This is a genomic window from Halomonas sp. YLB-10, assembly GCF_003856855.1.
GTDB lineage: Bacteria > Pseudomonadota > Gammaproteobacteria > Pseudomonadales > Halomonadaceae > Halomonas > Halomonas litopenaei.
Genome location: NZ_RRCU01000002.1, coordinates 348,744 through 362,000, shown reverse-complemented (window position 1 = coordinate 362,000; position 13,257 = coordinate 348,744). Strand labels below are relative to the sequence as shown.

10 protein-coding genes are annotated in these 13,257 nt (G+C 62.9%); 5 read left to right on the top strand and 5 right to left on the bottom strand.

The window, feature by feature from the left end:
- Positions 1–155: 155 nt before the first annotated feature.
- The 4 genes from EBB56_RS05510 to EBB56_RS05495 all read right to left on the bottom strand — a co-directional run bounded on the left by EBB56_RS05510 (position 156) and on the right by EBB56_RS05495 (position 4,705).
- Positions 156–1,607 (bottom strand): NCS1 family nucleobase:cation symporter-1, encoded by a 1,452-nt coding sequence (locus tag EBB56_RS05510; RefSeq protein WP_045995181.1) that lies wholly within the window; start codon positions 1,605–1,607, stop codon positions 156–158.
- A 66-nt stretch (positions 1,608–1,673) separates the two neighbouring features.
- The gene (locus EBB56_RS05505) at positions 1,674–2,447 is read right to left on the bottom strand and encodes an aspartate/glutamate racemase family protein (RefSeq protein WP_221621150.1); all 774 of its coding nucleotides are present in this window, start codon (positions 2,445–2,447) and stop codon (positions 1,674–1,676) included.
- 66 nt (positions 2,448–2,513) lie between these two features.
- Complete coding sequence (locus tag EBB56_RS05500) at positions 2,514–3,875, bottom strand: NCS1 family transporter (protein ID WP_108132433.1); 1,362 nt, start codon at positions 3,873–3,875, stop codon at positions 2,514–2,516.
- 71 nt (positions 3,876–3,946) lie between these two features.
- Positions 3,947–4,705: an aspartate/glutamate racemase family protein gene (locus EBB56_RS05495; RefSeq protein WP_045995183.1), complete on the bottom strand. Its 759-nt coding sequence runs from the start codon at positions 4,703–4,705 to the stop codon at positions 3,947–3,949.
- A gap of 759 nt (positions 4,706–5,464) precedes the next feature.
- Here EBB56_RS05495 and puuE point away from each other — a divergent pair.
- The 3 genes from puuE (at position 5,465) to EBB56_RS05480 (ending at position 7,897) form a co-directional block, all read left to right on the top strand.
- Complete coding sequence (puuE, locus tag EBB56_RS05490) at positions 5,465–6,406, top strand: allantoinase PuuE (RefSeq protein ID WP_045995184.1); 942 nt, start codon at positions 5,465–5,467, stop codon at positions 6,404–6,406.
- Between the two features lie 77 nt (positions 6,407–6,483).
- On the top strand, positions 6,484–6,975 hold the full coding sequence (locus EBB56_RS05485) for an ureidoglycolate lyase (protein WP_045995185.1): 492 nt from the start codon (positions 6,484–6,486) through the stop codon (positions 6,973–6,975).
- Positions 6,976–7,054: 79 nt separating this feature from the next.
- Positions 7,055–7,897: a bifunctional allantoicase/(S)-ureidoglycine aminohydrolase gene (locus EBB56_RS05480; RefSeq protein ID WP_045995186.1), complete on the top strand. Its 843-nt coding sequence runs from the start codon at positions 7,055–7,057 to the stop codon at positions 7,895–7,897.
- A gap of 67 nt (positions 7,898–7,964) precedes the next feature.
- Here EBB56_RS05480 and EBB56_RS05475 read toward each other — a convergent pair whose 3' ends face one another.
- Positions 7,965–10,019 (bottom strand): EAL domain-containing protein, encoded by a 2,055-nt coding sequence (locus EBB56_RS05475; protein ID WP_124803288.1) that lies wholly within the window; start codon positions 10,017–10,019, stop codon positions 7,965–7,967.
- A 581-nt stretch (positions 10,020–10,600) separates the two neighbouring features.
- Between EBB56_RS05475 and gcl the strand changes: the two genes are divergently transcribed.
- Together gcl and hyi are read left to right on the top strand one after the other, a co-directional pair.
- On the top strand, positions 10,601–12,376 hold the full coding sequence (gcl, locus tag EBB56_RS05470; RefSeq protein ID WP_045994099.1) for a glyoxylate carboligase: 1,776 nt from the start codon (positions 10,601–10,603) through the stop codon (positions 12,374–12,376).
- Between the two features lie 83 nt (positions 12,377–12,459).
- Positions 12,460–13,239, top strand: coding sequence for a hydroxypyruvate isomerase (gene hyi, locus EBB56_RS05465; RefSeq protein ID WP_045994098.1), 780 nt, complete (start codon positions 12,460–12,462; stop codon positions 13,237–13,239).
- Positions 13,240–13,257: the final 18 nt, after the last annotated feature.

Genomic DNA, 13,257 nt, shown 5'->3' with positions numbered 1-13,257 from the left:
GGTAGGCTAGCTGCGGCCCTGTAGTGCGGCCCTGTAGTGCGGCCCTGTAGTGCGGCCCTGTAGTGCGGCCCTGTAGTGCTGTGGCTTAGTCGTACGGACTGGCAGTACGACGGCGGCTCAGCAGGGCCAGTGATGGTCTGCCGTCTTGGCTCCCATCAGGCCGTCACCACCTGCTTGTGCTGGCGCATCAGCGCGTAGTAGATGGCGCCACCGAGTGCTGCCCCCATCATCCAGCCGAAGCCGGCCAGTCCTTGCAGGGCCGGCACCACTACCGTCGCCAGCGAAAAGATCGCGGCCAGCGCAAAGGCCACCACGGCGCGCAGGTTCCAGCCGTTGGTGTAGGTGTAGGCGTCGCCTTCACGGGACGAGAACAGCGCCTGGACGTCGAGTCGGCGGCCCTTGATCAGGTAGAAGTCGACCACGATGATGCCGTAGAACGGAGCGACGATGGCACCCACGGCGTTGACGAAGCCGGGCACGCCGATCTGGCTGATCACCGAGACCCACAGCGCGCCGACGAAAAAGGCCACGCAGGCGGTGATCAGGCCGCCGACCTTGAAGCTGATCACCCGGGGAAAGAGGTTGGCCAGGTCGTAGGCCGGGGGAATGAAGTTGGCCACCAGGTTGATGCCGACGGTGGCGGCGAAGAAGGTGACCGCCGCCAGCAGCGTCAACGGCAAGGCGTCGACCCGTTCGACGATATCGGTGGGGTTGGTCAGGGCCTCGCCGAACAGCACCAGGGTACCGGCGGTGATGATCAGCGCGATAAAGGAGAAGAAGGCGACGTTGAGGGGAAGCCCCAGCAGGTTGCCAAGCTTCATCTGACGTTCGGTTCTGACGAAGCGGGTGAAGTCGCCGAAGTTGATCACCACGGCGGCGAAGTAGGCCACCATGGTACCGACCACGGCAGCGAAGGCGCCGATGCCACCACCGCCTTCCCCGCTGGCCGAGAAGATGGTGCCCACCGCCGGCAGCAGCTCGCTGCCGGCCTGCCACCAGACCACCACCATCAGCGCTACCATGACCACGTAGACCAGCGGCCCCGCCCAGTTGAGGAAGTGCTTGATACGCTCGATCCCCGACCAGAAGATCGCGATCTGAAACAGCCACACCAGCACGAAGGACAGCCAGGCGACCGGTGACAGACCGAGCATGCCGGCCCCGCCGTCGGTACCGATCAGGGCGGTGATCATCAGGGTGACGGCGGTGGAGGCGAAGTAGGTCTGCACGCCGTACCAGAAGATCCCGACCAGGGCGCGCAACAGCGCCGGCAGGTTGGAGCCGCGCACGCCCAGGCTCGCCCGCACCATGACCGGGAAGGGGATGCCGTAGCGCACGCTGGGGGCACCGGTCAGATTGACCAGAAACATCACGATCACCCCGGCCAGGATGATCGCCGCCATCACCGCCCAGCCGCTCAGGTTGTAGGACAGAAACAGCGACGCGGCCAGGGTGTAGCCGAACAGGCTCTGGATGTCATTGGACCAGACGTTGAAGATCTCGAAGGCGCCCCAGTTGCGCCGAGCGTGGGGCAGCGGGGCCAGGTCCTCGTTGTACAGGTCCGGATCGACCCGGGAGGTATCGAGGCTTAGATCGTCATGGGACATAAAGGTGTCTCTTTCTTGTTTCTGTTGTTGTTTCAGCCGTCGTGACTATTGATGCAAAGGACTCGCTCAGTCGCGGCCCAGGGCCGCGACCGCCGCCCTGGCCGCCGCACTGACGGCTATCACCAAGGGCACTTCGGTACTGTCCTGAAGGCGAATGGCGGCATCTGACAAGGGCCCCCCGCCCATGATCACGGCTTCGGCGCCGTCTTCGTCGACCGAGGCCTCGATGGCGTCAGCCAGGGCGGTATCGAGTGCCTGCGGCGAGTCGAGCAAAGCAACCGGATCGCCGGGGGTGACGCGGGTGCCTCTGTACTGATCCTGATAGCCCAGAGCCTCGGCCTTGGCGGCAAAGGACTCGATCAGTGCCGGGTCAGGGGTGATGGTGGCGATACCGAAGGGGCGGCCATCGCGCGCTGCCTCGTGGAAGACCTCTTCGCCGATGCCGAATACTGGAATGTCGACGGCTTCGCGCAGTTGATCAAGTCCGGGATCGCTGAAGGCCGAAACGATAATGGCGCCGGTGGATGGGTCCTCGGCGGCCTGGCGGCCCAGTTCGACTACGCCTTGGCTCGCCGCGACCATATCCTCGGGGGTGGTCAAGAGGCGAGGCGCCGAGGTATTGCTGACCCCGACGACCCTCGCCTTTCCCTGGGCTTCCCGCTCGGCCAACGCTGCCATGGCTTGGGTGGCGGTATCGCTGGAGTTGGGGTTGATGAGCACGATGGTGCTCAGGGGTGCCGATGCTGGTTTTTCGGCGCTGGCCATCGGCGCAACGGCCATCATCAGGGCGAGCCCGGGAATGGCGACAGCCTGGAGCAGGGAAGGAAGAGAGAGTGTCATCTTGTTGTCCTCGGAATTCGACGAGTGCGAGGCGCCCGACCAACTGGGGGCGGGGCCTCGCCTTGTTCACTGAGTAAAGCGCTGGCAGCCCTTCCAGTAGCGCATCAGCAGCAGGTAGGTGAGGCCCGCAGGGATCAGGCTTGCGTACCAGGACACTGTGGGCATGCTGAAGGCGGCGACGACACCCACCGCGGTGGCGATGAAGGCGGCCAGATTGACGCCTCGGTAAGGCCCGTTCTCGTCGTACAGCTTGTCCAGATCCAGGGTGCGGCGGCGAATCAGGTAGTAGTCCACCACCAGCACCGCGAAGATCGGGCCGAGGAAGGAGGAGTAGGTCTGCACGAACACCTGCAGGCCGGCGGCAGACTCGTCCTTGACCAGCTCCCAGGGAAAGGTCGCGAAGGCCAGCAGGCCGACGACCACCGTCGCCTTGCGGAAGCTCATCTTGAAGGTGTCCATCAGCACGTAGGTGGGCGGCACCACGTTGTTGAGCACGTTGGTGGTGACCTGGGCGAAGGCGATGAACAGCAGGGTCGTCATCAGCAGCGGAGTGTTGTCCACGGCGTTGGCGAAGACCTTGATCGGGTCGGCCACGCCGGTGGCCTCGGACACCATGTAGCCGATCAACCCCATGAACAGCGTGCACGGCAGGATCGACATGGCGTAGATGGTGGTCAACAGACCCGGCCCGGTGCCCTTGACGTGCTCGCGGGAGTAGTCGCTGACATTGAGCATCATGGTCGAGTAGATGCCCAGAAACAGCATGGTGGCACCCCAGAAAGGCAGCCCCCAGGAGCCTTCCATGGTCAACAGGTTGGCCGACAGGGCATCGCCGTAGCGGACCACGGTGCTGTAGAACATATAGACCAGCGAGGCCAGGATGAAGGCGCTACCCACGTTCTCCAGCCACTTGATGCCCTGGAAGCCGAGCACCGACAGGCCGATCTGCAGAAACTGAAAGCCGATGAAGAACACGATCAGATTGTCGTAGCCGAACAGGGTGGCCGACACCAGGTTCAGGGCGCCCGCTCCGATCCAGCTCTGAAAGCCGTACCAGACGATGGCCGGCACCGCCCTGACCAGTCCTGGCAGACGAGTGCCCTGGAAACCGAAGGCGCTGCGCGCCTGGACCATGAAGGGAATGCCGTACTTGTAGCCCGCGGCGCCATTGATGGCCAGGGCGATGCCGATGACGAAACAGCCGATGGCGATGGCCACCGTGGCCTGGATCAGGTTGAGGGTGCCGACCACGCTGGAGCCCATGGTGAAGGTGCCGATCGAGACGCAGCCACCGAACCAGGCCAGCAGGTAGGAGGTGCGCCCCATGATACGGGTCTTCTGGGGAGCCAGCGATTCGTCGCCGACGCTCTTGGTGGTGGCCTCGGCGACGCCCTGGGGCTCGCCTGGCCGGGAAGTGGAAGTGGTCATCTTGGACCTCGCTCGTTGTGGATTGTTATGGGTCAAGCCTTGTCATGCGGTCAGGGGGCAGAGGGAAGGGGTCAGCGGCCGGTGGTCTCCAGATCCAGATGGGACAGATGCTGGAAGGTGCCACTGAAAGCCTTGGGTCGGGGAAAGGCGAGGTCACCGGTCTTGCAGGTGCCAAGGCCCAGCCCTACCAGTGCCTCGCTCAGCTTCACCGCCGCCGTCACCCCTTCCACCACCGGCAGGCCCACCTCGCGGCTGATGGTTTCGGTCAGATCGGCCATGCCGCCGCAGCCCAGCACGATGGCGCCGATGCCGTCCTCGTCCCTGGCACGACGGCTCTCCTCGATGATCTTGTCGAGCGCGCAGTCGCTATCGTCTTCAAGGTCCAGCACCGGGATCTCGGCGGCACGCACTCGGCGACACTGGTGACGGAAACCGTACTGGTCGAGCAGGTGCTCGGCGATGATCACGGTGCGTCCCAGGGTGGTCACCACCGAGAAGCGCGTGCTGATCAGGCTGGCCATATGGAAGGCCGCTTCGGCGATGCCGATCACCGGTGCACGGGTGGCTTCTCGCGCCGCCAACAAGCCCGGGTCGCCGAAGCAGGCCACCACGTAGGCATCGACCTGGGCTTTCCTGTCCATGCGCAGGACCTCCTCGACCACGCCCACGGCGCTGATCGCCTCATCGAAATGGCCCTCGATGGAAACCGGGCCACTGACCGGCTGGGAGGCGGTGATGCGCGTGCCTGGCGCGGCGATGGCACTGCCGGCGAGGCGAATCGTCTCGGTCATGCCGGCGGTGGTGTTGGGGTTGATCAGGTGGAGATGCATGCCTGTATCCTTCGTGGACGAGGAATCAATGTCTTTGTACACAAAATAGATCGATATCGGATACGCATCAAGGGCTGAATTGGTCGAACGCGGTTGGCGGGGAAACGCCTTAAAAAACAGTGTATTGAGTATTTTTGTGGTGCGAGGGTCACGATCATGAGGAGTGTGAACTGTAAGTGAATACTGGGTTATCGATATAGTCAGTACAATATAATGGTTATTGTTGTATACAGTTCTTCGTGCATGGACTTCATGCGGCCTGTCGTCATGAACGGTATGGGCAGTGAGGGGAGGGCGTGGGCGTTGCTTCGCGGCGAGTTCTGCGGCGAAGTACGATGTGCCTTTTTCCCCTGGTAGGGGATCGATGAAGGTGTTGCCAAGAAAGTGAGTACAGTCTATTTTTAGTTTGTATACATAATGGCGTGCGGTGACGTCACGCACGGCGCGCGAAGACAGGCGCAAATGCTGCGCCCGGAGGGTAGCGTTCAGCGGAAGTGCCTCGTTGAAACGATCGGCTGAAGCGCGCTGTTCAGGGAGCTCCAGGCGTCGTTGCTCATGTGTCTGGCTAAAAGCGCCTGGTCCCGTGTGCCTGCCACCACGACCCGAGCACCAGGTTCCAGAAACCGTGTTTCAGCTGACCATTCAACCGCAGGCGCCCGGGACCGCAGGTACGCCACCTTGCTCTGTCGCCTATGTACTTGCACGCTCGCACGGCAGTGGTGGCCCCGGCCATCGCCCGACTTTCAGGAGAAGCTACCCATGACAACAACATCCTATCCGCGTGATCTGATCGGCTATGGTCGCACGCCTCCCCATGCCAACTGGCCAGGCAAGGCCAGGATCGCCGTGCAGTTCGTGCTCAACTACGAAGAGGGCGGCGAGAACTGTGTACTCCATGGTGATGCGGGCTCCGAGCAGTTTCTGTCCGAGATCATCGGTGCCGACAGCTATCCCGATCGCCATCTGAGCATGGAGTCGATCTACGAGTACGGCTCCCGTGCCGGGGTCTGGCGAGTGCTGCGGGAATTCGAGCGGCGGGGGCTGCCGTTGACGGTATTCGGAGTCGCCATGGCGCTGGAACGCCACCCTGAACTGGCCCACGCCTTCAAGGAGCTGGGGCACGAGATCGCCTGTCATGGCTATCGCTGGATCCACTACCAGCAGGTCTCGGAGAAGGTCGAGCGGGAGCACATGCGCAAGGCCATCGAGATCTTCGAGCGGCTCTACGGCGAGCGTCCTCAGGGTTGGTACACCGGCCGCGACAGCCCCAACACGCGGCGGCTGATACTCGATGAAGGCGGTTTCCTCTACGACAGCGACTACTACGGCGACGACCTGCCGTTCTGGACCTGCGAGGCCGACAGCCAGGGCCAGCACCATCCGCATCTGGTGGTGCCCTATACCCTGGACAGCAATGACATGCGCTTCGCCGCGCCCCAGGGCTTCAACACTGCCGATCACTTCTTCACCTATCTGCGTGATGCCTTCGATGTGCTCTACGCCGAGGGCGAGGACTCTCCCAAGATGCTGTCGGTGGGCCTGCACTGCCGCTTGATTGGCCGTCCGGGACGTTTTCGCGCCTTGCAGCGCTTTCTCGACCATATCGAGGCCCACGATCGGGTCTGGGTTACCCGGCGGATCGATATTGCCCGCCACTGGGCGGAGCAGTTTCCCGCGCCGACGCCGGCGCCGATCGGCTGACGCAAGCCATCGCCCTGATCTCCCCGAGTGTCGACCGCCTCGGGGAGCCCTTTCTCGCCCGTACTTCAGGAAATACCATGCTCGAATTGACCGCACATCCCCTGACGGCGGAGGCCTTCGCCCCCTTTGGCGAGGTCATCGACGCGCGCAACTCCGCCTCCTTTCCGATCAATGCTGGTCGCACCCAGCGCCACCATGATCTGGTGCCGATCGAGACCCTGGGCGACAACGCGCGGCCGATGATCAGCCTGTTCGTCAGCCAGCCCATCGAGTTGCCGCTGACGCTGTCCTTTCTGGAGCGCCATCCTCTCGGCAGCCAGGCCTTCATGCCGCTGCATGAGGAACGCTTCATCATCGTGGTGGCTCCGGCCGGCGATAGCATCGACCCTGCCGAGGTCCGTGCCTTCGTCACCGACGGCCGCCAGGGCGTCAACTACCGCGCCGGTACCTGGCACGCCATCCAGTCCGTGCTGGAGCGTGAAGGCGAGTTTCTCGTCGTCGATCGCGGTGGTGACGGCAACAATTGCGATGAATACCCCCTCGAGATTCGCGTCACCCTGGGTGAGTGACGAGCCCCGTCGACCGGGCGAAAGACACGGCTTAGCGATACAGCTGCATGGCATATGGGCCAACAACAAGGATTTTTCAATGAGCGCTTCCCAACCGACACGACACTACTATGCGCCCCGCGGTGGGCATCCGGACCAGAAGGTGATGACCACCGACAGGGCGATGTTCACCGAAGCCTTCGCGGTGATCCCCAAGGGCGTCTATCGGGACATCGTCACCAGCAAGCTGCCCCATTGGCACAACACCCGGCTGTGGGTGCTGTCACGGCCGCTGTCGGGCTTCGCCGAAACCTTCTCTCAGTACATCATGGAAGTCGGCCCGGAGGGCGGCAGTGAACGTCCGGAGCCCAACCCTCAGGCGGAAGGCGTGCTGTTTGTTGTCGAGGGTGAGCTTGAGCTGACCCTGGCGGGCCAGGTGCACGTGATGGTGCCCGGCGGCTACGCCTTTATCCCTCCCGGCAGCGACTGGCAGGTGCACAATCGCAGCAAGGAAGCCGTGCGTTTCCACTGGATACGCAAGGCCTACGAACGCGTCGACGGTATCGATCTTCCCGAGCCCATCGTCACCAACGAGAACGATATCGCGCCGACGGTGATGCCGGATTGCAACGAGGTGTGGGCGACCACCCGCTTCGTCGATCCCGACGACATGCGTCACGATATGCATGTGACGGTGGTGACCTTCCAGCCCGGCGGAGTGATTCCCTTCGACGAGACCCATGTCATGGAGCACGGCCTCTATGTGCTCGAGGGCAAGGCGGTGTACCACCTCAACCAGCAGTGGGTCGAGGTCGAGGCGGGAGACTACATGTGGCTGCGCGCCTTCTGCCCGCAGGCATGCTACGCCGGTGGTCCCGGTCCGTTCCGCTACCTGCTGTACAAGGACGTCAATCGGCACATGAAGCTGCCGACGCTGGACTGAGCGACCAGGGCCTCGACCCGGAAAGCGAGCTCGATCGAGGCCCCTGACCCCGCCCCCCTCTCGCCCCTTATAGGGAACCTGCTGCGTGCTGCTCCTGGCGCAGCAGGGTTTCCAGCGCGGGGGCCTCCATCGGGCGGTAGAGCAGGAAGCCCTGCATCAGGGTGACGCCGATCCGCTCGAGGCGAGCCTCCTTGGCGTCCTTGTCCACGCCCTCACAGATGACCTGCAGGCTCAAGTGCCGGCACAACTGGTACACCGATTCGACGACACTGGCCTGGCGGGGCAGGTGGATATTGTCGATCAGCGTCTTGTCCAGCTTGATGAAGTCCACGCCAAGCTGGCTCAGGTAGTTGAAGGAGGAGTATCCGCTGCCGAAGTCATCCAGTGCGAACTGGACGTCCATGGATTGAAACAGCTTGATATCGGAAAGCGTTCGGGGAAGGTCCTCGAGCAGGGCCTGTTCGGTGATCTCGATGCCCAGCGAGTTGATCGGGCAATCGTTGAGCGCATTGAAGAAGCATCGCCGGACGTTGCCGCTGGAAAAGAACAGCGGCGTCACGTTGATGAACAGACGCTTGGAAAACCCCGCCTCATTCCACTGCCGCACATGGTGAGCGGCAGTCCTTATCACCCAGCATTCGATGCCTTCCATGACGCCGGGGTGGTGGCGCAGCACGTCCAGAAACTGCGGGGGATGCAGCAGGCCCTGGGCATCGCGATAGCGCAGCAGGGCCTCGATGTGCTTGATGCGGTGAGTCCTGACGTCGACGATGGGCTGGAAAACCAGTTCGAGCTGGCCTTCGTTCAGCCATTTCAGGGTTCGGTCTGCCTGCTTGATACGACTCCAGCGGCTGACGTTCTCTTCCATCAGCACGATATCCAGGGCGTCATCGCCAAACGCCGAGTCGCTTGCATTGCGCGAGGGAAAGACCGGGTATTCATCCTTGCTGGAGCGCTCGCGGTGGACATAGCGGCGCCACGCCACGCTGTATATCAGCACCCCGCAGCCGATACAGGTCAGTTGCAGCAGCATCGATGGCAGGTAGACGCCGTCGAAGGCCAGGTAGCTCGAGATCAGATAAGGCACCGCCCAGTGGACGCTGTTGGGTGGCGGCGCCACCCAGCCCATGGACATGGCGGCGTAGGCCAGGCTGGCATTGATCGTCGGCACCGAGATAAAGGCCCAGGCCATACGCAGGTTGAACACCAGCGGTATGCCAAAGACCAGAGTCTCGCTGATGTTGAACAAGGTCAGCGGGGCGGAGATGCGCGCCAGCGACTTGTACTCCCGGCGCGAACTCACCACCAGCATCACCAGCATCAGGCACAACACCGAGCCCGCCCCACCCGGGGTGGCGTAGAGGGTGAAGAATTCCGGCGAAGGCAGCCCCAGCACGTCGCTCTTGTTCTGCAGGTATTCGAACACCCCCAGCATGGTGGCGTAGCCGTGGATGGCGAACAGCGACAGCACCTGCAGAAACATCACGAACAGGATGACCTCCAGGTGATAGGGAATACGGTCGACCAGCAGCGCATAGATGTCCTGGGCGTAGCGATCGGCGAGGGCGACGAAGACAAAGCGCAGCACGATGGCCAGCATTACCGCGATCACGCCAGGCAGCACGTAGCGCAGGTTGAAGGTGATCATCTGGCTCATGACCACTCGCTGGGGATGGCTCCGGGTGTTCTCCCGGGCGAACAGCTTGAAGGTGGTGTGGGTCAGCAGGATCGCGGGGTAGATGGCGATGGTCGACCCCAGGCTGCGGGTCTGCTGGCCGACTTCGGCGTAGAGCTGGTCCCAGCCACACAGGATCCAGAACACCGGCAGCGACACCAGCATGACGGCCGGCGCTCGGATACGGTTGTGGCTGTTCAGTGACCAGCTCAACGACAGCAGGATCACTTCGGGAAACAGCTCTCCGAGATAGCGTGCCAGGTGGCTGACATAGACGGCGATGCCGGTGTCGATGCCAGCGAAGTGAAACAGATTGGCGGCCACGGTCACCGCTGCCATCACGATGACGTAGGGCAGGATCGACAGATAGGCGTTGCGAATGGCCAGCAGGGTGCGATGCGCCGACAGGCTGGACAAGCGCTCATCGATATCGCGAAAGTTGGCCATCGTGTCGATCACCGTGGCAGTCGATCTCGAGCGCCCGGTGACGCTTGCGCGCAGGAGAGCGGGGCAGGGGCAAGAGCAAGAGCAAGAGCGTCATTGGCTGGCGCACCGTGAACCGCTGGGCAAGGTTGCCTTCCCTTCTGGTCATCAGAGGCGAATAGGGCGGGTGCCCGCCAATCCGGCGGCCTGTCGTGCTTTAGACCGCACAGTTTATCGAGTATAGCCCGTTGCTGTGCGGGTGAGTGTTGCTGTTCCGCTCACTCTTGTCTTGACGTTTTCTCTGGTTCGAAAGCACGGCGCCGTGCTTTCGAACCTTTCTTTGTCCGCGCGACCGCCAGTTGTCGCGCGATTCTCCCCGATGGGCGACGCCCGCTACGGCACATCTCACCGATCACTCGTTGTTTCAGGGACTTGCCGATGCAAGTTTGCTGACGTCAACAGCTTGATGGAAAAAATTTCCAAAATTGTTTGCGGGGTGCTTGTCTGGCTGCTAGAAATAATGGAAAGAAATTCCAAAAAATCATTTCCGTATAATGTTGCAGTGCAAAAATGTATACAGTAATAGATAACTCAGGAGATGCATCATGACTCGCATGACTGCTGCCGACGCCGCTGTTCACGTACTCATCAAGGAAGGTATCGAGGTGGCCTTCGGCGTGCCCGGGGCCGCGATCAACCCCTTCTATTCGTCGATGCGACGCGTCGGCGGGATCGACCATGTGCTGGCGCGCCATGTCGAGGGCGCCTCCCACATGGCTGAAGGCTATACCCGCACCAAGGCCGGCAATATCGGGGTCTGCATCGGCACCTCCGGGCCTGCCGGGACCGACATGATCACCGGGCTCTACTCCGCCAGCGCCGACTCCATACCGATCCTCTGCATCACCGGTCAGGCCCCGGTCAGCAAGCTGCACAAGGAAGACTTCCAGGCGGTGGATATCCAGGCCATCGCCGGGCCCGTGACCAAGTGGGCGATCACCGTGCGGGAGGCGGCCCAGGTGCCGCACGCCTTCCAGCAGGCCTTCCAGATCATGCGTTCCTCGCGTCCGGGGCCGGTGCTGATCGATCTGCCCATCGACGTCCAGTTGACCGAGATCGAGTTCGATGTAGACGCCTATGAGCCCCTGGCGGCCTACAAGCCGCGGGCCAGCCGTGCCCAGTGCGAAAAGGCCCTGGGTATGCTCAATGAGGCAGAGCGCCCCTTGCTGGTGGCGGGAGGAGGCATCATCAACGCCGACGCCGCCGGCGAGCTTCAGACCCTGGCCGAGCTGCTCGGAGTGCCGGTGATTCCGACCCTGATGGGCTGGGGCGCGGTGCCGGACGATCACCCGCTGATGGCGGGCATGGTGGGGCTTCAGACCTCCCACCGCTACGGCAACGCGACACTGCTCGAGTCGGACTTCGTGATGGGGATCGGCAACCGCTGGGCCAACCGTCACACCGGCAATCTCGAGACCTACACCGAAGGCCGCACCTTCGTGCATATCGATATCGAGCCGACCCAGATCGGGCGTATCTTCGGCCCCGACTACGGTATCGTTTCCGACGCCAAGGCGGCGCTCGAGACGATGGTCGAGGTGGCCCGCGAGTGGCGTGAACAGGGGCGGCTCAAGGATCGCAGCGGCTGGGCCGAGTCCTGTCAGGAGCGCAAGCGCACCATGCTGCGCAAGACCCACTTCGACGATGTGCCGGTGAAGCCCCAGCGGGTCTACGAGGAGATGAACAAGGTCTTCGGCCGCAACGCCCGCTACATCAGCACCATTGGCCTGTCACAGATCGCCGGTGCCCAGTTCCTGCACGTCTATCGGCCACGCCACTGGATCAACTGCGGTCAGGCTGGCCCCCTGGGCTGGACCATTCCTGCCGCCCTCGGTGTCTGCCGGGCGGATCCCGAGGCCGAGGTGGTGGCGCTGTCGGGAGACTATGACTTCCAGTTCATGATCGAGGAGCTGGCGGTGGGCGCCCAGTTCAAACTGCCCTACGTCCACGTGCTGGTGAACAACGCCTATCTCGGCCTGATTCGCCAGGCCCAGCGCGGCTTCGACATGGACTACTGCGTGCAGCTCGCCTTCGAGAACATCAACTGCGAGGAGATCGACGGCTACGGCGTCGACCATGTGTCGGTGGTGGAGGGACTGGGCTGCAAGGCGCTCAGGGTCAGCCGGCCCGATGACATTGCGCCGGCGCTGGAGCAGGCCCGCGAGATGGCCCGCCAGCACCGGGTACCGGTAGTGGTCGAGGTCATCCTCGAGCGGGTCACCAATATCGCCATGGGCACCGACCTGACCGGTATCAACGAGTTCGAGGCGCTGGCCGAGAACCTCGAGGATGCACCGAGTTCCATCGCTGCTCTGACCTGATTCAGCTCTAACTGAGAGCGACGGCCGCCGTGGTCTGGCGGTCGTCGATCGACGAAGTGTCTTACGCGCAACAGGAGATTTTCATGGCCAAGTTTGCCGCCAACCTGAGCATGCTGTTCACCGAAGTGGACTTTCTCGATCGCTTCGAGGCCGCCGCCAAGGCCGGCTTCCAGGGTGTCGAGTACCTCTTTCCCTATGACCATCCCGCCGAGGAGATCAAGGCGCGGCTCGACGCCCATGGCCTGACCCAGGTGCTGCACAACCTGCCGGCCGGCGACTGGGCCGCCGGAGAGCGCGGTATCGCCTGCCACCCGGATCGCGTCGAAGAGTTTCGTGCCGGCGTCGACACCGCGATTGAGTACGCCACCGCCCTGGGCTGCGGTCAGGTCAACTGTCTGGCCGGCATCGTGCCCCAGGGCGTCAGTCAGGACGAGGCTCACCGTACGCTGGTCGACAACCTGCGCTACGCCGCCGAACGCCTGGCCGACGCCGGTATCGTGCTGCTGGCCGAGCCGATCAATACCCGTGACATCCCGGGCTTCTTTCTCCATCGCACCGAACAGGCGCTGGCGCTGTTCGATGAGGTGGGCAGCGACAATCTGAAGCTGCAGTACGACATCTATCACATGCAGATCATGGAAGGGGATCTGGCGCCGACGATGGAGCGTCATCTCGCACGCATCGCCCACGTGCAGCTGGCGGACAACCCCGGACGTCACGAGCCGGGCAGTGGCGAGATCCACTATCCCTTCCTGTTCGCCCACCTCGACCGGATCGGCTATCAGGGCTGGATCGGCTGCGAGTACAAGCCGGCCACGACCACCCAGGAAGGCCTGGGCTGGTTCGACCAGGCCAGGGCGTGATCCCGATATTCGTAACCC